Annotated in this window: 7 protein-coding genes; 5 read left to right on the top strand and 2 right to left on the bottom strand. The window is 72.0% G+C overall.

Annotated features, from left to right (window positions below):
- Window positions 1-15 precede the first annotated feature (15 nt).
- From ACLJQZ_RS33605 to ACLJQZ_RS33595, 3 genes are read left to right on the top strand one after another with little or no spacing between them, the layout of a single operon-like run.
- Window positions 16-3,054 (top strand): right-handed parallel beta-helix repeat-containing protein, encoded by a 3,039-nt coding sequence (locus ACLJQZ_RS33605; protein WP_410623847.1) that lies wholly within the window; start codon window positions 16-18, stop codon window positions 3,052-3,054.
- Window positions 3,055-3,064: 10 nt separating this feature from the next.
- Window positions 3,065-3,466 (top strand): YbaB/EbfC family nucleoid-associated protein, encoded by a 402-nt coding sequence (locus tag ACLJQZ_RS33600; RefSeq protein ID WP_410623845.1) that lies wholly within the window; start codon window positions 3,065-3,067, stop codon window positions 3,464-3,466.
- Complete coding sequence (locus ACLJQZ_RS33595) at window positions 3,459-3,827, top strand: hypothetical protein (protein WP_410623843.1); 369 nt, start codon at window positions 3,459-3,461, stop codon at window positions 3,825-3,827. Before ACLJQZ_RS33600 ends, ACLJQZ_RS33595 begins: the two co-directional genes overlap by 8 nt.
- A gap of 54 nt (window positions 3,828-3,881) precedes the next feature.
- On the opposite strand, the gene ACLJQZ_RS33590 is transcribed toward ACLJQZ_RS33595, so the two are convergent.
- Both ACLJQZ_RS33590 and ACLJQZ_RS33585 read right to left on the bottom strand, forming a co-directional pair.
- Window positions 3,882-4,067, bottom strand: coding sequence for a hypothetical protein (locus tag ACLJQZ_RS33590; RefSeq protein ID WP_410623841.1), 186 nt, complete (start codon window positions 4,065-4,067; stop codon window positions 3,882-3,884).
- Window positions 4,068-4,088: 21 nt separating this feature from the next.
- Window positions 4,089-4,373, bottom strand: coding sequence for a hypothetical protein (locus ACLJQZ_RS33585; RefSeq protein ID WP_410623840.1), 285 nt, complete (start codon window positions 4,371-4,373; stop codon window positions 4,089-4,091).
- 3,088 nt (window positions 4,374-7,461) lie between these two features.
- Here ACLJQZ_RS33585 and ACLJQZ_RS33580 point away from each other — a divergent pair.
- Both ACLJQZ_RS33580 and ACLJQZ_RS33575 read left to right on the top strand, forming a co-directional pair.
- Entirely contained in the window at window positions 7,462-20,376 is a 12,915-nt protein-coding gene (locus tag ACLJQZ_RS33580; protein WP_410623839.1) for a hypothetical protein, read from the top strand.
- Window positions 20,366-20,872, top strand: coding sequence for a type VII secretion system-associated protein (locus ACLJQZ_RS33575; RefSeq protein WP_410623838.1), 507 nt, complete (start codon window positions 20,366-20,368; stop codon window positions 20,870-20,872). Before ACLJQZ_RS33580 ends, ACLJQZ_RS33575 begins: the two co-directional genes overlap by 11 nt.
- Window positions 20,873-21,070 lie beyond the last annotated feature (198 nt).

Here is a 21,070-nt window from a genome sequence, read left to right as displayed (position 1 = left end):
GGAGAGGCGGAACTGATGAACCGACAGGTGCTCACGGTCGGCGGAGAAGGCGCCTACCCCACGATCGGCGCCGCGCTGGCGCAGGCTCAGAACGGCGCTACGATCACCGTCCACTCCGGACGCTACGAGGAGAACCTCGTCGTCGACCGCATGGTCTCGCTCGTCGCGGAAGGAGATGTCGAGATCGTCGCGCGCGAAGGCAGCGTGCTCGTGGCCAACGCCGAAGCCGTCCAGCTGCGCGGCTTCACCCTCACCGGGCAGGACGACAAGCTCGTCGCGGTCGACGTCGTGCGCGGCGAGGCCGCGCTCGACGGCTGCCGCGTCACCGGCGCCTCCTGGGCGACGCTCCTCGCGCGCCTCCAGGGTTCCCTCGCCCTGCGCGGCTGCGCCGTCAGCAGCACCGCCGGCGCCGGGATCGTCGTCGCGTCGCCGGCGCAGAGCACCATCGAGGACACCGAAATCACCGGCACCGCCTCGTCGGGCGTCGTCGTCGCCGAGGTCGGGTCGGTCGTGCTGCGCCGGTGCGCGGTGCGGCAGCCGAAGGGCAACGGCGTCTGCGTGAACGGCGAGGCCGTCGCGGTCGTCGAGCAGTGCGAGATCACCGGCGCCGAGAAGCCCGCGATGGTCGTCGAGCAGCAGGGCCGCGCCACCATCACCGGCCTGACCGTGCGCGACAGCGCGAACGTCGACCTGTACCTGACCAGTGAAGGCCGGGTGTCCGTTGTGGACTCCCGGTTCCTGTCGGCGCCGATGCAGGCCGTGCACGTCGCCGCGTCGGCCGCGCCGGTGCTGCGTGAATGCGTCTTCGCCGGCGCGGAACGCAACGCCGTCCAGGTCACCGGCAACGCGTCGCCGCACTTCGTGGACTGCACGTTCGAGGACTCGCCCGTCGTGATCTTGGCCGACGGCGAGGCGACGCCGAACTTCGAGCGCGCGACGATCCGGGGCGCGACCCGGACCGGCGTGCTCGTCACCGCCGACGCGAAGGTCCGGATCGCCGGGCTGCGGCTGGCCGGTCACGGCATTGTCCTTTCCGGACAGTCGCGATTGGACCTCACCGACGCGTCCGTCGAAACCGGACGCGAGATCGCCGTCGAGGTCACCGAATCGTCCTGGCTGACCGGGACCGACCTCCACGTGCGGGGGAGCGGTGTCCGGGTCACCGGCACGGCCGAGCTGCAGGACTGCGAGATCGCCGACGAAATCGTGGTCAAGGCCGGCGCCACGCTCACCGCGTCGCGCTGCCGCGTGCACAACGGCGTTTCGTCCGACGACGGTGCGAACGTGACGCTCACCGAGTGCGAAGTGGACGGTGTGGCGAGCGAACCCGTCCGGGAGCCGCCGCAAGCGGAGACCGTCGAACCGAGCACGAGCGACGCCGCGGGCGAGGTGCTCGACGGCCCGCTCGGCGAGCTGGAGTCGCTGGTCGGCCTGGCCGGGGTGAAGAAGGAGGTCACCGGCCTGATCAACCTCATCCGGATGTCCCAGATGCGGGAGCGGATGGGGCTGCCGATGCCGCCGATGAGCCGGCACCTGGTCTTCGCGGGCCCTCCCGGTACCGGTAAGACGACGGTCGCGCGGCTCTACGGCACCGTCCTGGCCGAGCTGGGCATCCTGTCCAAGGGCCACATGGTCGAGGTCGCGCGGCAGGACCTCGTCGGCCAGTACATCGGCTCGACGGCGATCAAGACCACCGAGGTCGTCGAGAAGGCCATCGGCGGCGTCCTGTTCATCGACGAGGCGTACACGCTGTCGGCGGGCTCCGGTGGCTCCGGGCCGGACTTCGGCCAGGAGGCCATCGACGCGCTGATGAAGATCATGGAGGACCAGCGCGACTCGCTCGTCGTGATCGTCGCGGGCTACTCCGAGCAGATGGACGTCTTCCTCGAGTCCAACCCCGGTCTGGCGTCGCGGTTCACCCGGACCATCGAGTTCCCGAACTACAGCGTCGACGAGCTGGTCACCATCACCACCGGCCTGACCCGCAAGCACTACTACGAGCTGACCGACGACGCCATGACGACGCTGCGCGAGTACTTCGAGCGGGTGCCGAAGAACTCGACGTTCGGCAACGGCCGCGTCGCGCGGAAGCTGTTCGAGGCCATGGTGAACAACCAGGCGTCGCGCCTGGCGCTGCAGCCGCCGTCCAAGGATTCCGAGCTCAACCGGCTGACGGCCGAGGACCTGCACGCCGAGCTGGCGAACCTGCCCGCGGCAGCCCAGGCGGCGGTGTCGGTGGGCACCGATCCGGCCGCCGCCGTCGGCGCGGCGACCAGCGTGCACCGGCTGCGCAAGCTCGTCGGCCAGAAAGCGGTGCGGGAGCACGCCGAGCGCCTGCTGGTCCGGCTCGGCGGGCTCAAGCACGGCCGTCAGCCGCTCGGCCAGGAGGCCAACGTCGTGCTCAGCGGCGAGCGCGGCTCGGGCCGGGCGGAGTTCGCCCGGCTGTACGCGCGGGGACTCGCCGAACTGGGCCTGGTCGGCGTCGGGCAGCTCGTCCGGCGCTCGGTCGCGGAGGACCTGCTGCCGCGCTGGCCGGGACAGGCCGAACACCTGATCCGCACCGCGCTGGACGACGCGAGCGGCGGTGTCCTCGTGCTCGACCTGGACGGTGAGTGGGAGTCCACTGTGCACACTCCGGGCCACGAAGTCCTTGAAGCGCTGGCGGAAGCGGTCGGACGACGGCCCGCCGATCCGGTCGTCGTGCTGACCGGCGAACCGCGTCGCGTCCGGACGCTGGCCGGGCTGGTGCCGTCGCTGCGCGACCGGTTCCCGGCGGTCTGGGAGCTGGGAAAGTACACAGTGGACGAACTCGGCGAGATCGCCGTGCGGCTGCTGGTCCGCGGTGGCCACGAAGTGCCGGATGCCGTCCGTGACGCGCTGGCGCACGAGCTGGCGGCGGCGTCGGAACGCACGGTGCACGCCGCACACGAACTCGCCCGCACGCTGTCGGCCACGGCGGCGTCCCGCACGCTGGCCGCCGCGGACCTGCGCGGCGTCCGCCCGCCGGACGTCGGACCACTGGCCCTCGGGCAGGGACTGGCCTCGGTCGGCTGAAGGAGGAGTCATGGCATCGCCCTACGAGAAGATGCTGGAGGACGCGCTCGGCGCGTACCAGCGGCAGCGCGAGAACCTCACCGCGGCCAAGGAGCGGATCGACGAGGCCACCGGCACGGCGACGTCCGCACGCCGCGAGGTGACCGCGACCGTCGGGCGCACCGGCGAGGTCACCGAGCTGACGTTCCCGACCAGCGCGTACAAGCGGATGGCGCCGGCCGAGCTGGCCGGGGTGATCGTCCGGACCATCGCGCAGGCGCGGCAGCAGGCGATCGACGCGTCGGCCGAAGAGCTCGCGCCGATGCTGCCGCCGGGGTTCTCCGCGCGGGACCTGATGGCCGGGAAGGTCGACGTCGAAGCGTTGTTCGCCGCCCGCGTGCCGGGTTTCGAAGGAGGGAACGAGGATGACTGATCAGTTCTTCGTGGACGCCGACGGGCTCGACACCGGCCGCAACGGCTACCGCGAGAAGGCGACCGAGCTGGAGGCGCTGACGCAGCGCATCCAGGCGCTCGGCAGCTCCGGGCGCGTCTCCGAGGCTGCGGGCCACGACAAGAACGGCAACGCCTTCGCCCAAACACACATGAAGGCGGTGGCGGAGATCCGCGACGGCGTCCGGCTGTGGGCGAAGGCCGTCGACGGCACGTCGGACGCGATCCACGACATGGCCGGCTCGTTCCGCGAAGCCGACCAGGGCGCGTTCGACATGGCGCGCGACCTGCAGAAGAACTTCCTGCAGCTGCAGGAAGACGTCTCGAAGCCGCCGACGGCCTGAGTCTCCGGAGCCCGCGATGAGCCTGATGGTGGATCCCAGCCTGAACTGGATCTTCTACATCATCGCGGGTGACGCCTGGCCGCAGGGCGACGAGGACAAACTGCGCGAGCTGGCCGCGGAGTGGGACCAGGTCGCGCGCGACATCGCGGCGGCGGGCCAGGGTTTCAACCAGCTGTCGCAGCACGTGACGGCGAACGTCGGTGGCGACGTCCAGCAGAACTTCTCGGAGTTCTCGCGCAACCTGAGCACGTTGGGCGCGGACTACGTCCAGCGCGCGCGGGCGCAGGCGGCGTCGCTGCGCGAGCAGGCGCTGAACGTCGAGAACGCCAAGTACGGCATGCTGATCTCGATCGCCGTGACGGCCGCGGAAGTGCTGTGGGCGTTGACGAACCCGTTCACGGCGCCGCTGGTCCCGGAGATCATGGCGGCCGGCCGGACCGCGGTGGTCACGGTGCAGCGCACGCTCGTCCAGCGTCTGACGAGCCTGCTGGCCCGCATCGCCCGCGAGGCGGCGCAGGAGGCGGCCGAAGAAGTCGCGGAAGACATGCTGGCGCAGTTCATCCAGATCGCGCAAGGCAACCGCAACGGGTTCGACTGGAAGTCGATCGGCCAGTCGGCGGCCCTCGGCGCGGTCGGCGGCGCATTCGCGCACGTGGCGGGCAACGGTCTCGGCAAGGTCGACGGCAAGTTCGGCACGAAGTTCTCGAAGAACGTCTGGGGCGAGGCGGGAACCGAGGCCGCGACGGAGGTGGTGGTCGGCCTCACCGGAGCGGCGGCCTTCGGCGGCGACCTGGACAGCCTGGGCTGGGGCGCGCTGAACGGCGGCTTGAGCGGCGCGGCGACGCACGGGGCGCACCACGCCGGGGAGTCGTTGCACGACAAGCTGACCGGGGGCGGCCCTGGGGCTGACGGGGCTGGGCCCAAGGACGTCGGGGACGTGGGGTTCGACAAGGGGAACATCGGGCCGATCGACGCGCCGCCGGCGCCGGGTTCCGATTCCGGCGCTGGGTCCGGTTCCGGAAGCGGCGGTCCGGGTTCGGCTGGTCCTGGTTCAGGTGGAGTGGGTGCCGGGACGGGGGTTCCGGGTTCGGGCGGGGCGGGTTCCGGGACGGGTGGATCGGGTTCGGGTGGGATGGGTTCCGGGTCTGGGGGCCCGGGAGCCGGTGCCGGGAACGGCGCGGGTTCGGCCGGTGCCGGTGACCCCGCTCCTGGAGGGGCGGGTGCCGGAACCGGCGGGCCCGGTTCGGGCGCGCCTGGTACCGGCGGACCGGGGACTGGTTCGGCCGGGACGGGTGCGCCTCCTGCGGGCGGCACGGGAGCCGATACCGGTTCTGACGGGCCGGGGTCGAGTGGAGCCGGTACGTCCGGTCTCGGCGGAGCCGATGGCGGTTCGGGTGGGTCCGATTCCGGGGCAGGTACGGGTGCGACTGTCGGCTCCGGCACGTCGGCTCATGGCGGAGCGGGCCCCGGTGCCGGTTCGGTCGGGTCGAACGGGCCGGGTTCCGGCCCAGGCACGGCGGCTCCTGGTGTCTCCGGTGCAGGTAGCGGGGCGCCGGGCACCGGAGGTGCCGGTGTCGGCACGGGCGGGGCCGGCGCGGGTTCCGGTCTGTCCGGTGCTGGTGGCGTTGGTGCCGGTTCTGGTTCCGGTGAGCCCGGTTCGACCGGCACCGGTTCCGGTCTGTCCGGCGCTGGTGGGACGGGTGCCGGCCCTGGACAGGTCGGTTCGGGCGGGGTCGGCTTGGGTTCCGGTCAGCTCGGTTCGACCGGCGCGGGTTCTGGTCAGTCCGCGAGTGGGGCTGGTGCCGACCCCGGTCGGGCCGGTTCGGGCGGGACCGGCTCCGGTCCAGGTGCGTCCGGTTCGGCCGGGGTTGGGCAAGGTGCGAACGGTTCCGGCGTCGCCTCGAGTGGTTCGGGTGTGGGAACCGGAACGGGCTCGACGGGCATCGGTGCCGCGGCGAGCGGTCCTGGGCCGTCCGGTGGTGCGGGCGCGTCCGATTCCGGCACCTCGACGGGCGGCCCCGGTTCGACGGGAGTGGTGGGCTCCGGCACGGGCGTCTCCTCGGCGCCCGGTGGTCCCGGCCCGGGCACGGAAGGTGCGGTCGAGCAGGGTGCGACCGCACCTTCCGCCGGTCCCGCCAACCCCGGCAACGGTTCAGGACCCGCCCCCACCGGGAGCCGAGGACTCGGCGCCGGCCCCAGTCCGGCGAACCAAGGGCCCGGTACGACGGGCACCGGCTCGGCCGGCCACGCAACTGGTGTCGGCCAGAGCACGGGTACCAGCACGAATGGCCCGGTGAACCCGGTCACGGGCGCCAGTTCGGGCACCACATCCGGTCTGGGCCCGAACGGCTCCAGTGTGGTGACGCCCGTCGAAGCTCCGGGCGGCGCCGGCACCGGCTCGCCTGACCAGAACGGCACTTCGAGCTCGGCACCGACGACTGCCGTCAACCCGGGTACGACGGCGCCAGGTACGTCCGCCGGCACCGGAGCTAGCCCGTCGGGATCCGGCACCTCCGCGACCCCCGCCGCCGGCAACCCGGGTGTGACCGGTCCGGGTGCGAACGGCGCAGGCATGAACCCGGCTGCCGCCGGCGACACGAACTTCGGCGCTCCCGGTACCGGTCCGGGTACCCGTGGCGCCGGTACGAACTCGGCTGCCGCCGGCAGCACGAATTCCAGCGCTCCCGGTACCTATGGCACCGGTACGAACCCGTCCGCCACGGGCAGCCCGGGGAGCACTGCTCCCAGCACGACTCCAAACCCGCCGGGAGCCGGCTCGCCTGGGGTGAACGACACCGCAGGCGGCAATCCCGCACCCGGTTCTTCGAACGGGCGTCAGAACACGACCGAAAGTGGGCTGCCGGGCTTCACCCGGCCGGGTCCGGCGGGCCACACACAGCCGGACACGCATGCCTCCACTCCCGCGCCGCCGTCGGTGGCGGGAAGCGTCGGCGGGGTGGCCGCGGCAGGCTCGCCGTCGCTGAGCCACACACCTGGCCCGCACCAGCTGAACACCGAACCCGCGGCCGACGCCCACCCGACACCCGATACCGGAACTGCCAAGTTCGGACCCGGGTCTGGGACGGCCGGGACCAGTCCCGAGTCGGCTACGGGGACGGGGCCGGCCAAGGGCAGCGCCGACCCGTCGACCGGTCCTGGAACGGTGACGGCCGATGCGCGCCCGACTGCGGGCGCCGGGCCGGTCGAGGCTGGTCCGCAGTCGGGCCTCGGGATCGGGTCGGTCAAGTCCGGTCTTGAGACGGTCGGCGGGACTGGGCCGACCACAGGTGGTCCTCAGCCGGTGACCGGCACAGCGCCGGGCAAGGCCGGTTCTCAGCCGATCACTGGGGTCGGGCAGACCACGAGCGGTGCCGGCAAGGGGACGGCCCGCTCGGTTGCGCCGGCCTCGCCGATCAAGACCGACTCTCTGCCCGGCTTTGTCGCGGCTGACGAGGGTGCGGCTTCGGTACTCGCCACCGAGGATGGCGCGAAGCCTGGGGTCACCCCGGCTTCGACCGGTACGACGAGCGATCCGGGGTCGACGAACGCCGCCACGACGCGTGACGTGCCCATCGACCACCAGAGCCCGGCCCAAGCGCCACCCAAGGTCCGTAGTAGACAGTCCACATCGGATATGACGAAGGTAGCCGACACGAGTCGCCGGGCCACCGCGCCGCCCGCGCGGCTGGTCTCCGAACGCTTCGATCCCGCCAAGTCCATCTCGCGGCAGTTCGAGGGTGACGGGCTCAAGGGCGGCGAACTCGACGGCGCCATCACGCAGATCCGTTATGACGTCCGCCGCTACGAGAGCCGGAACGGCGAGTGGGTCCGGGACTTCACCGTTCCGCTCGACCTGACCTCGAACTCCGGCTCGGTGACGCCAGAGGCTCGCGCCCAGCTCGCGAAGGGCCTCCAGAAACACCTCGACGCCACGATCAACCAGGGCAATCACCTCCCCGGCGGCGACAAGCTGCACGTCACCGTCGATGTCCGGACTCCACAAGGGACAGTCGATGACGGCTGGCGGACCGACCACAGTCGTGGCGTTCCCGTCGATATTCACGACTCCGCAGTGGATGGCGAACGACCCACTGATCAGACGCACTGGGACGTCCGCGACGCCGAGACCGGCCTCACCCATGAGGTCATGCACTACCTCGGTCTCGGTGAGGGTTACCACGACGACCAGCTGCTGTTCCATCGCGACGACCAGCCCGGCGTGATGGGGCCGGACGCCTGGACCGACTCGACGCTCACCGAGCAGAACCTCGCCAAGATCCAGGAGATCTCGGACACCGCGCCGATACGCGACCACCACCTCGGCGACCCCGGCGTCACGCCCACCCCGCGTTCCGATCCCCCGTCAGGGCACACGAAGCAGCCGTCGAACCACCACAGTCCGGCCAAGGCGCCCGTCACGGTCAACACGGTGACCGTCGACGACCCGCATCCCGGGCAGGTGCTCGACCGCCGGGTCCTGCCGCCGCCGCAGCACACCGTTCTCGGCGTGCACGGCATGGATCCCGTGTTCGTCGGCGGGGATACGCCGCACGACAACTTCCGTGAGGCCGTCGCCGCCAGCCTGTCCGACAACGCGCCCAACGAGCACGCCCGGATCACCGCGGCTCTCGATGGCAACCGGACCGAGACCGGCTTCGACGCGCTCGCCGAAGCCGCCGACGTTCACGTCCACGTGCTCGACATCCAGGGAAACTGGACCAGTCACGGCCCGGAGACCGGTCGTCCGATCCACATCGTCAAGACCACTGTGGACGGTAAACCGACCTACCTCGGCACCAGAGAGAACGTCCACATCGGACGTCCACATGTGAGCTATCCCGGCTCGACCGTGCTGCGCACGGAAGAAGGCCGCAAGGTCGTGCACCGCGGCGAGTTCGAGATCGAGACGGTCAAGGGACAGCACCACGTTCGCCTCTACACCGCGATCCTGACGCCGGCCGCGCGCGGCTCGGAGTTCAAGGACGTACACCAGGACGCCGACGGCCACGTCCACCCGTTCAGCGGTGACGGCAAAGAGGGCTCGAAGATCTTCTGGGTCGGCGGCGGGCGTCCGCTGCGGGCTCTGCAGTGGACGGCGAAGTACGAGCACGACGTCAACCGCAAACCCGGGATGCAGCCGGTCCTGCGGTCGTTCCTCGTGCCGCTCGACACGTTCACGAAGGTCAGCGAGCAGGCCACCGTCGAGGCGCAGTCGCAGGGCAACAGCCTGTCGATGAACGTCGACCAGAACGGCGACACGAACCAGTTCGGCCTGCGCGGCAAGGATTTCGACGCGCTCCAGCAGCAAGCGCTCAAGGGTTCGCTCGTCACGTACACCCCGGGCGGGCACGACCGGCAGATGCCCGACGTCGCGGGCCGGCAGGAGGATCTCGCCGACCTGTACCACCGGCTCGGCATCAGCCCGGACTTCGACTCCGCCGCCCTCGGCCGCGAGAACGACCCGTGGTTCAGCTGGACGCCGGACGGCCGCAAGTACTTCCGCAACGACCCCGCCGCGCTGCGCGGTCTCGCCCGGACGCTCGGAAACCACTACCACACCTGGAAGAACTCGCCCGACCTGTTCTTCAGCCCGGCCGGCGACAGCATTCCGGACGTCACCGGGCACGCGAGCCCGGACAGCAAGGCGCGCCGCACCGAGGACATGAACGTCTTCCTCACCACCCACGGCCCCGGGCGCGCCACCGTCGGGCAGCTGTCCGACGGGATCGGCGCCGCGATCGACACGGCCGTCCGGCAGCACGCTCCCGACGGCGTCCCGGTGGGCTCCAAGGAGCTGAGGGACGCCGTTCTCGGCGAGGTCAAGGACAGCCTGAAGCTGCCGAACCAGGTCCTGGCCGAGGCCATGGGCGACGCCCGGCGCGACACCCTCGACAACATCCGCGCCGCGATGACCACCGACCCGCAGGTGGCGGCGAAGGCCGCGGACGTCGTCACCAAGGCCGCCACCGACCGGCTGACCGGTGAAATCGGCGACACCGGGACGTTCGGACCGGACGTCGCGAAGATCGTCCACCAGACCGTCCGCGAGCACTTCGACGCGCTCAAGGGTGCCCGGGGCACCCAGCTCGACGGCCTCAAGCAGGGCAAACGCGGCTACCTCAGCGGCCCGCGCGCCGAGGCGTTCACCAAGGGGATCGCCGACGACCTCGGCAAGAACGCCGATCTCAAGAAGCTGCTCGCCAAGCCGGGCGTCACCATCGCGCCGGACGTCTTCGCCGCGCAGCTCAAGGCCCAGGTCGTCCCGAAGGCGATGCACCCGGTCACGAAGACGTCGCTGGTCGGCCTCGACGCCGACGCCCTGCGCGCCCACTTCCAGGCCAAGCAGAACGACGTCGCCGACGCCCTCGCCAAAGAACTCGGCCGCAAGAACGCGGGCAAGCTCGCCGACCCCGGCTTCCGGAAGAACCTCGCGAACGCCGTCGGTCCGGAGGTCCGCAACCCGGACCTGCTGCGGAACGCCCGGTTCGACCCCGTCACCCACGAAGACGCCGACGCCTTCATGGACCGGCTGCCCGACTTCGCGACCCAGGCCGAGATCGGCTCGGCCATCGCGACCGACGAACGCCGGATCAAGGCCGACTTCGACACCCGCGAAACCGACCTGACCGACCACGGCATCGAGGGCACGCCGTTCGCGAACGAGTTCGGCCGCTGGCAGGCCGAGCACACCCGCGGCTACACCCAGAAGCACGACCCGGCCGTGTTCGCCCGGCACCAGACCGCGGGCCGCAACCTGACCTCGACGATCGCGGACGCGCTGGCGGACCCGAAACCGGAGTCGGCCAGGAAGATCGTCGACCAGCTGGTGTCCGATGTGGACACGGGCGGCACGCTGGCGCGCAAGTTCGCCGAGACCGTCAAGCCGCAGGCCGACGGCCGCCCGGACCGCGCGCCGGGCCAGGCGAAGCCGAACACCTTCGGCGAGCACGCCCAGATGGTGCTCAACCAGTACCTCACCCTCACCCAAGGGCAGCCGGACGCCGGCCGGTTCGTGTCGCGGGACGCGATCGCGAAGGCGATCCTGTTCCACGACGCGGACAAGGTGAACTCCAAGAACCAGTACGGCGACGCCCAGGTCAGCCACGACCGCGAGCCGGAACACCGCGGCGCGGTCCAGCACATGAACCGCCACGAAGGGCTCTGGGCGTCCCCACGCGACTTCGAGATCGCGCGTGCGTTCGTCGACTCCGACCCGTTCGGCTTCTACTTCCGCGACATGGGTGTGTCCGCGAAGGACGTTCACGACTTCGTCAAGGCGCTCGCCCACAAGGCCAAGACACCGGACGGCCGCACGCCGAACGCGTCCGACGTGCGCGACCTGTTCCGCGAGTTCCACCAGTACTACCAGGCGGACTTCTCCTCCTACAGCCTGCAAGCGAAGTTCGTCAACGACACCACCGGCGAGGTCCAGGACGGCTACGACAAGCTGACCGGCCTGGCCGTCGAGGGCGGCGGTCACGTCCGGGTCCCCGGCGAGCACCGGTTCGCCTACTCGAACGACCCCCGCGACGGCGGGAAGACGCCGTACGAGCAGAAGTACCAGGAACTGGCGAAGCTGTTCGACGACGCGGTGCACGACGGCACCGTGCTGGTCGGGGACACCGATCCCGGCCCCGACGGCACCGACCGCGACTCGGCCCACGGCGTCCGTGCCGTCCACGACACGAACCCGCAGGCCAAGCCGACCGTGCTGGCCCGCGTCAAGCCGCGGGAGTTCAGCGAGAACGAGACGCGCGCGATCGACGACGCCCTGAAGCACTACGCCCCGATCCTCGGCGACCGCCGGGCGAACTCGAGCCGTGCGCACGCCGAGCAGGAGGTCCGGCACTTCGCCGCGGTGTCGTTCGGCGTCGAACGCGGCCAGATCGCGCCGACGGCCCGCGCGGAGTACCTCGCCTCGCACGGGACCGTGAACCTCTACGCGATGGGCGTGATCAACAGGGAGTTCGGCGGCGGCCACCGCGGCATCGAGGGCACGGTCACCCACGAACTCGCCCACGGCCTGCTCTCCTACGCCCTCGACGACTACGGCAAGCACGTCGGCAGCTGGAACCCGGACGGCTCGCCGCGCCGCGAGCCCGGCGGCGAACCGTCGGCCGACCCGAAGATCCGCGACGACGTCGCCGACTTCAAGGCCGCCCTCAAGTCCCACTTGCTGGACCCGGACGGCTTCGCGACGCGCTCGCCGCGTCGCTCGGAGTTCGTGAGCCGGCTGGCCCAAGCTCACCCTGACGTCTTCACCCGGCTCGAGAACGAGCTGTCCGGCAAGGCCGCCGAGCGGATCTTCAAGGAAGTGAAGGGAAGCCAGGCGGAGTTCAACGTCCACACCGGACACTGGGACGCCGACGGCTACCCGGCGTTCGCCGGCGAACGCCCGATCAGCAAGTACGGCGCGACCAACGTCCACGAGGACATGGCCGAGACGGCCAAGTACTACTTCATGGACCCGGATCACCTGCGGCAGCACGCGCCGCAGCGGGCCGAGTTCTTCGACCGGCTGATCGCCGGCTGGGACCCGGCGCACCGCGACGACGTCCTGGTCGACGACGCGCCCGACACCCGGCCGCTCCGGGCCCGGCTGCCGGAGTACGCGCGCGACGGCCGCGCGCTCGGCGCTCTGGCCCCGGTCGACGTCCGGGGCGCCGACGAGGTCGGCACGCGGATCGAGCAGCTGCTGAGCCCGCTGGCCGACGGCCGCCCCGAGGGCGTCGACGCCATCACCGGCTCCCTCAAGGGCGGCGGGTTCGAGTCGTTCCTCGGCGCGGGCAAGGCGTCGATGGTGCGGGTGGGGGAGAAGTGGTTCGAGGTCCGCGTCCAGGCCGAGCCGGACCTGGCCTCGGTCGCCGCGGACCAGATCACCGACGCGACGCCCGCGGCCGGCGACGTCACGAACAAGCACGAGGTCACCCACGGCGACCCGAACGCCGACACCACGACGGGCAGTGTCGGGACGTCGGTGTTCTGGCTGTTCCCGGCCGGGCCCTACGCCTCGGTCGGCGCGTCGGCGCAGCTCGCGTCGCCCGCCGTCGAGCACACCTCGACCAGCACCGGCACCGAGCAGCGGGTCATCCGCTCGGCCGGCGACCTGCGGAACGCCGACGTCCCGGTGAAGTACCGGATCACCGTCACCACCCAGACCGGCGGGCAGACCGGGTCCGAAGTGGACGGCAGCGTCCGGCTCCTGGTGCCCACCGATCTCGCCGGCCTGGAAACCCACGACCACCAGGACGCCGCCCCGCGCGACGACTGGGCCGAGCGCGTAGAATTCCTCGCGCCGGAGGCGGTGCTCCTCGACGAGCAGGCGTTCTTCGACCAGGTCAGCGGCAAGCTGCACCCGTCGGTGACCAAGTTCGGCGCGCCGGGCCGCACGGCGCTGCGCGAGTTCGTCAGCGGTGGCGGCCTGCGGCAGGTGCTCGGCACCGCGCTGTCCGGCTCACCCGTGGTGTCGAACGACCTGGCCAGCCCGCACGGCAGCTACCGCGAGGCCGTCGAGCTGCGGGCGAAGCCGACCGGCGTCGAGCTGCTCGGCACCGTGCCCGGCGACTCCGAGGTGAAGCTCACGGACTCCTCCGTCACCGGTGGGAGCACGTCGGCGGCGTCGAAGTCCGGCGGCGACGTCAACGGGATCTTCGGCGGCGGGGCCTACATCCCCGGGGCCGTCGGCGGGGTCGCCGGGGTCAGCGCGAGCGCGTCGGCCAAGGTCACGCAGACGTCGCAGAGCGGCACGAGTGTCACCACCAAGACCAACCTGAACGCCAAGGGCGACATCGGGCTGTACAAGGTGACTGTGGACTTGGCGGTGACGACGTCGAGCGGCGAGACCGCCACCGTGCCGGCCACCGCGTATGTCCGAATGGGACTGCCGGAGGCGAAGGCGCAAGGCCTGCCGGTGCCCGACGGCACGCGCGACAAGGTCACGCCGGGAGAGAAGCGGTTCGAGCCGCCGTACCTCGCCGCGGCCGCGGCGGCCGGGCACGTCCGCGCGGGCACCTTCACCCCGGCGACGAAGGTCCAGGCCCAGATCGAGAACACCCTGCGCGAACGCCCGGGCTTCGCGAAGTTCCTGCCGCGCTTCGACAAGCTCCAGCGCGACGTCTCGAAGGGCTCCGGCGCCGGCACCGCCGAACGGCTGGGCAACCTCCGCAAGATCACCGCGAACTTCTCGCCGGCCGCGCTACGGTCCAAGATGGACGATCTGCTCGGCCCGGGCGTGTCGACGCAGCTCAAGCGGCGCGGCCTGTTCACCGACGAGTACCTGAGTGTCACGGTCAAGGCGAAGCTGTCGCCGGGCCGCCACCTCGGTCAGGCCACCGGCCGGTCGGTGAAGGGCAGCACCGCGACGTCGCCCACCCTGAGCAGCAGCACGACGACCGAGAAGGGTTGGAGCGTCGGGCTCGAAGGCCGGATGATGATCCCGAAGACGACGCCGCTGACGTCGCTCGGCATCAGCCCGACCGTCACGCCGGTGCAGTACTCCGACACCACGACCTGGAAGAACTCCGGCGGCCCCACCGCTACGACCACCACCGGTATCGGCGGCAGCCCGGACGCGCAGGTGTTCGAGCACGACGTCGAGTTCGAGGTCGAGATCACCAGCCACACCCGGCACCGCCCATGGGTGAAGAAGCTGACGCCGGGATCGCCGTTCCGCCAGACGCCGCGAGTGTCCACAGTGGCCAAGACCGGTGACGGCCTGCCGAAGATCTCCGGTCAGGTCGACCTCTGGGTCAGCGACGGCTCGGCGCCGAAGGCGGATCCGGCGCGGTTCGCGCCCGGCAAACCCACGGCCGTCGACCTGGAGACCGCGCCCAAGCTCGACGCCCTGCTCGGGGCCGACCGGCCGCCCGCGCCGAAGTTCCTGCACGTCGAAGCCGTCGCGAACACCGAAGCCCTGCGGGACGAAGCCGTTCGGCAGCTTGAGCGGGCCGCGGGCGGCGACGGCGTCCTCGGCCTGCCCGGCGGCGAGGCCCGCAAGCGGATCGACCGGATGTTCTCGCCGCAGACGTTCCGCTCCGGCCTCCCGCGGTTCCTCCGACAGGGCGCGCGCTCGGGCGGGTTCCGCTACGAACGCCGCGTCGCCGACCGCGTCGGCGGCCTCGGGATGAACGTCGAGCTGAGCAACCCGAAGCTCGTCATGACGTCCGAGGCGGGCGGCAGCGATACGACGTTCGCCGGCGGCACCAAGGCGGGGTACGAGAAGTCCCGGAAGCAGGCCGTCGAGGCGAACGTCCAGTTCGGCATGACCATCCGGGCCGACGGCAGCGACCCGCACGGCCAGGGCCAGCTGTACACCTCGGCCAAGTGGAGCCCGTGGAGCCGCACGAAGGGCACCTCGGCCGAGCTGAGCGCGAGCGTGGACCACGTCCGCCGCGCGCCGTCCGACAGCCGGACCGTGCTGGTCCAGTACGACGCCGACGTGCGGCTCGTCGCCGAGACACGCCAGGAGAGCGTGGTCAATGGCGGCAAGTCCCGCGCCGGGGCCGACGTCAAGCTGCCGGGCGCGGTGTTTGTCCGGATGACCGAGGACCAGGCCCGCGAGCAGGGCCTGCTCCCGGCGCTCGAGCCGCGCACCCCGGCGCCCGGCACGCTCACCGCGCCCGCCCTGGTCGGCGGTACGTCGAGTGCGCTGGGCGCGGCCGTCGTCGAGGACGCGCCGGACCTCAGTGGACTCATCCGTGACGCGCGCGCGACCCTCGGCAAGACCGGCGCCCGGCTGCTGCCGAAGTCCGTGCTCGACGACTCGATGAACAACCTGCAGCGGATGCTGGACGCCGCGTCGCCGGAGAGCGTGACGTCCCTTGTGGACGGTGCGCTCGACGGCGGCGTGCCGCTCGTCCTGCACGACCCCGGCGTCGTCACCACCGACACCTACCAGGTGCTGCTCAAGGCCCGCGTCACCGAGACCGGGTTCCTGGACGTCGCGCACGACGGCAGCGAGATCGACCACGCCGTCAGCGCGACCGCGACGGCCAAGGAGAACGCGGGCCGCGGTTCGTCCTACGGCGGCCAGTTCCGCGGCGCCGGACGCGGCCTCTTCGCCGACAGTCACGCGAAGGTCAGCGGGTACGACGGTGTCTACAAGGGAGTGTCCGGGACCCGCACCAAGACCGACCAGACGACCGCCACCGATACCAAGACGACATCGAAGACGGCGTCCTCGAGCGGGCCCGCGGTGCGGTACCGCGCGAAGGTGACGTTCGACCTGGTCGTCACACGCGGCGACAGGACGTTCCCGGTCACCTCGCAGGACACCGACCTCGTCGTCCGGGCCGCCGCCGACGACCAGAAGATCACCACCGGGACCGCGCTGAAGGACCACAACGCGGCGGCGACGAACGTCAAGACCTTCACCGACGCAGACCTGAAGACCTGGCAGGACGGCGGGCACGGCGCGCTGCCGGCGTCGGCGACGACCGAGGGCCTGCGCGGCGCCGCCGAGGTGCGCGCGGCCGCCCGGCAGGCCCTGCGGACCGCCGGCGCGCGTGACGGCCTGATCGGCAACACCACCCTCGCGTCCGCCGTCACCAACGAGATGCTCCAGGCGAACCTGCCCGACCTGGTCAAGGGCCCGCTCGACGTCCCCGAGCTGCACGAAGCCGCCGTGCTGCGCAACGGCCACGGCACGGTCAAGATCTACGCGCGGGTCGTCAACCCGAAGCTCGCCGGGCTGAGCGACAGCGTGAAGCTGGAGCACTCGGCGACCGAGACGGCGACCTTCACCGGCGAGGCCAAGGCCTCGTCCAGCTCCGAGCAGCAGCACAACCTCGGCGGCGGCGGGGTCACCGACCCCGGGCAGAACGCGCACTCGTGGGGCGGCCTCGACACCCGCTCGCCCGACGCGAGCACCGACCCGGCGTCGTCGACGTCCGCCGGCGACCGGTCGGTGACCGGCAAGCCGAAGGGCCGGACCGCGCTGGTCGGCTTCGACGTCGAGTACCGCGTGGTCGCCGACCTCGGCGGCGGGCGGACCGCGGCGGTCGAGGTGAAGGTGCCGTCGTCGGCCCTGGTGCGGATGACCGACGCCGACGTCGAAGCGTTCCTGAACGCGAAGCTGCCGGACACGCTGAGCCGGGCCCAGGACGCGGTGAAGGACGCCGCCGAGGCGTGGCGCACCGCCGAAGAGGCCGTCGACCAGGCGCAACGCGGTGCCGACGACCGCTGGCTCGACCAGCGCGAAGGCGCGCGGAAACTCACCGAAGACGGCCCGGCGCTCGGCGTCGACACCTCGACCGACGCCGTCCAGGCCCTGCGGGACGCGCTGGCCGCGGCGGAGACCGACGCCCGTGACGCCGGGGCGCGGCTGCGCGCGGGCAACGCGGAGATCTCGCGCCTCAACGACGTCGCCGACCAGGCGCTCACCCTGGCTGGGGCAGCCGAACCCGACTCTGGCGAGCAGCGGGCTTTCCTCGCCACGCGCGGGAAGGCCCTGGAGGACGCGGCCGCCATCCGGGCCGCGCAGCCGGAGCTGACCCGGGTTCGCGGTGCGGCGCAGGACCGGGCCGAACGGCTCGCCGCCGTGCTCGACGAGCACCGCAACGACCGCGCCGACCAGATCGCCCGCCGGGACGCGGCTCTCGACGAGGTCGCCGAAGCCCGCCGTCGGGCCGATGAAGCCCGGCAGGCGTGGTGGGACGCCAAGCGGGAACTGGACCGGCAGGTCGACGCGTTCGATCCGTCCACTGTGGACGCCGTGCTGGCGCAGGACACCGTCACCGGCGTCGATACCGGCACCGGCCTGCCGTACGACTTCGACGTCTCGCAGATCGAGGCCCGCCCGGTCACCGACCGCTCCGGCCGGGTGGTCGCGGTGTCGTTCCTGCCCGCCGCCGAGCACACCGCGGACATCGAACGCGACTGGGCGGACGACCACTCCGACACCGTCGGCTCCCTGCCCGCAGGCGCCACGCCGGAGCGGACCGCGCCGCTGCTGCGTGACGCCCGGGAGAACGGCGCGAAGCCCGACCTCGACGGACGCGCGTTCGGCGAGTGGGCGTCGCAGAGCCCCGCGCCGTGGGACCCGGGCACGCTGTTCGTCATGGCCCACGGCCGGCCGCAGTCGGTGAAGCTCACGCTGCTCGGCGGGCGGACCGTGCGCGTCGACGGCGCGTCGTTCGCGAAGATCCTCGCCGCGTCGAAGCCGTTCGCGCAGGCGGCCGGGTCCGCGCGGCCGTCGATCACGCTCATCGCGTGCGGCACCGGCAAGCTCGACGGCCCGGGCGGCGTCGCCCACGACTTCCAGCGGGCGCTGTCCGAGCTGGGCGGCCCGCTGCAGGTGCACGCGCCGACCGAGCCGGCGCTGTTCGGCCGCCCGTCGGCGACCCTGGGCCAGGCGACCGGCGCCACCCGCGGCTTCACGACCGTGACCGACGGCGGGCACTTCGCGACCTTCGGCGAGCGGTTCAGGGGAGAACTGGCCGACCAGCCGGGGACGACGGTCGAGTTCGACGCGCCTGCCGCGACGCCGCTGCTGGACGCGTCCGGCGAGGTCCGCGGGGTCAGTTTCCTCGAGCCGGACGAGGCGGCGAAGGTGCAGGCTTGGCTGTCGCAGACCACGGGCGAGAACCTGATCGTGGAGGCCGCGCCGGACGAGATGCGCGAGTTCGCGTCGGGCGCGCAGCCGTCGCTGCGCGGTCGCGGGCCGGGCGAGGGCGGCGTGCTGGTCCGCGCGCCGTGGGCCGACGAACTCGCGCGGGGGAAGACGTTCCTCGTCACCGGGCACGGAGAAGAGACCCGCGCCAAGGTCTTCGCTCGGGTCGACGGCGAGCGTCGCGCGGTGTTCGTCGACGGGGCCACTCTGGCCCGGCTGGTGACGTCTTCTTTCAGTTCCGCGCGACCGGAATCGGTGACGCTCTTCCCGTGCGCGGCCGGCCGCCGTCCCGGTCCGGGTGGGGTGGCTTTCGACTTCCACGCGGCTTCCGGCCTGCCGGTGCACGCGGCCACGGACTCGGTGCTCGCCAACCGCCGTGGTGACGACGAGCCGTCGGCGCCGCTGTTCGGCGCCTCCGACGACGCGTTCACGGCCGTCGTCCGCGGCGGGCACTGGACGACGTTCGGGAAGCCCGTCGACACCGCGGCGGTCGTCGAGGAGCTGGCCGAGGCGCTGGGCAGGGACTGGCAGTACGCGCGTCCGGAGCCCGGCTCGGGACTGGTGCCGCTGGCCGATCGCGCCCGGACTCTCAAGGTGGTGCGGGAAGCCGTCGCGACGACCCTGGCGCTGCGCGACCCCGCGCCGGTGCTGGCGCAGCACGAGCAGCCCGACGTCGTCCGCGCGGTCGTCGACCGGCATCTCGGGCACCGGGACACCGGCCTGGCCGCGGGTGCGCGGGAACTCGCGCGGGCGGTGCTCGTGGCCGACACCGGCGACGGTCCGTTGCCCGCCATCAGCGTCACCGGAACCGGCGCCGGTTCAGTCGCGAAGGCCCTGGCCGGACACCTCGGCGAGGCCCTCGCGCACGACGTCCTGGCTCGCGTCCCGGTGAAGATCCGTGGCGGCGACGGCGGGCACGTCGAGATCTCCTTCGCCTCGACGCGGCTGCGGATCGACCCGGCGGTCGGGGAGATCGTCGGGCGACTCCGGACGGATCTGCCGGTGTTGCGTTTGGACAGTGTCGCGGACGCCGTCGAGTCGCACGAGAATCCCGGTCTACTGTGGACGTCGGTGCTGGCCCAGGTCGCGGCGTCGCCGGAGTTCGCTGCGGTCGCGCACGTCGTCGACCGGCGGTTCGATCCGGCGTCCGGGAAGTGGCGGCCGGTCGGACCGTCCATTCGGGACTTCTTCCCGAGTGTGGGCAAGGGTGAGTGGCGGGACGGCTTGGTGTACCGGCCTCTGACTTCGGTTGACTCCAGTGTGGACACAGCTCGTGCGCTCGCCGAGTCTATTGTGGAGCGGCTCGGCGACGGCTTGCCCGCGCCTGCTGTTCCGGACGCGCTGATGGCTGATGTCCAAAGTGAACTGATCGCGTTGACTCCGCCGGGTGCGGCGCCTTTCGTGATCGATGGCGCCTTGAGTCCGGCCGACGCCGCGGCCGTGGCCGGGCTGGCCGAGGAGTTCGCGTTGCTGCAGCTGCACGGCGTCACGGACACCGTCGCCGGCCGGGACGACGTCCTGGAGATCGCGGCCCGGGTGGCCGGCGGCCTGGACGTCGGCGCCGCCGCGGACGCCATCGACGCCCTCGCCCGGCACGGAGCGTTGCGGCCGGAACTGGTGGCCGTCGCGATGGACGCCGTCCTGGCGTCGCCGGACGTCGAGACGCGGGCCGGCGCGGTCGCGGCGGTGATCCGGGAGCCAGCCGAGGGGGATCTGCCGATCGGGGTCATGCGCGAAGCGGTGCGCGGCGCGGTGGACGCCCCCGAGCCCACACGGCGCGCGTTGTGGTTGATGCGGCGGTTCCGGGTCACGAACCTCGCGTGGCTCTACCGGTGGCGGATCGCGGAGGGCGTGCGACGCTATCAGGAACAGGAGAAGGCGGCGTCGGAACGATCGGCCCGGTTGACGGCCGCGGTGGGAGGGGTGCGTGATGACGGCTGAGAAGTGGGTGCTGCTGGTCGACCCGGCGTGGCCCCCGGAGCCGTCGGCGCCCGACCGGTCCCACGTGGTCGGCGGCTGGCCGGTCTCGGCGGACGGCTCGATCGGCGACTTCGAGCCGAACCCGGAGTACGTGCCGTCGGGCCCCGACAGCCCGGCGGACCCGCTGGACGCGGTCTTGCGGCTGCTGGCGGTGGGCGACGCGGAGTTCGCGCAGGTGGCGTCGGTGTTCCGCCAGGTCAAGACGGCGGTGGCGCTGGACGCGTCGGGCGCGCCCCTGACGGCACCGTCGCCCGACGGCGTCCCGTGCCTGCTGGTGGCGACGGCGCCCGCCCACCGCCACCGGGTCCGGACGGCGGGCTGGCGAGCGGTGGACGCGGGGGAGCTGGCGGCGCTGCTGGCGGACCGCCCGGGCACGGACCTGCTGCTCAACCCGGGCGCGGTCGGCTGCACCCGCCTGCCGGCGGAGACGGTCCAGGACCTCACCTCGCGCCCGTAACGCTTGAAGTCCGTGAATGGCACATCGAGGGACTCAGAGTCCCTCGATGTGCCATTCACGGACTTGGCGGCGGCCTAGTGTGTCGCGTCGTAAATTCGTGAGTTAAGTGGGTAGTATGGGGATATGTCGAGAACCGGGCGTCCGAAGGCTGAGCTGGTGTTGGCTGATGTCGAGCGTGAGCAGTTGATTCGCTGGTCG

The sequence above is a fragment of the Amycolatopsis sp. cmx-8-4 genome, from assembly GCF_046548675.1.
Lineage (GTDB): Bacteria > Actinomycetota > Actinomycetes > Mycobacteriales > Pseudonocardiaceae > Amycolatopsis.
This window is presented reverse-complemented; position numbering and strand designations above follow the sequence as displayed.

Excerpts from the sequence above, each read along its gene's own strand:
- ACLJQZ_RS33605 (WP_410623847.1), top strand. The coding sequence starts at position 16 with ATGAACCGACAGGTGCTCACGGTCGGCGGAGAAGGCGCCTACCCCACG.
- ACLJQZ_RS33600 (WP_410623845.1), top strand. The coding sequence starts at position 3,065 with ATGGCATCGCCCTACGAGAAGATGCTGGAGGACGCGCTCGGCGCGTAC.
- ACLJQZ_RS33595 (WP_410623843.1), top strand. The coding sequence starts at position 3,459 with ATGACTGATCAGTTCTTCGTGGACGCCGACGGGCTCGACACCGGCCGC.
- ACLJQZ_RS33585 (WP_410623840.1), bottom strand. The coding sequence starts at position 4,373 with ATGTCTTCCGCGACTTCTTCGGCCGCCTCCTGCGCCGCCTCGCGGGCG.
- ACLJQZ_RS33580 (WP_410623839.1), top strand. The coding sequence starts at position 7,462 with ATGACGAAGGTAGCCGACACGAGTCGCCGGGCCACCGCGCCGCCCGCG.
- ACLJQZ_RS33575 (WP_410623838.1), top strand. The coding sequence starts at position 20,366 with ATGACGGCTGAGAAGTGGGTGCTGCTGGTCGACCCGGCGTGGCCCCCG.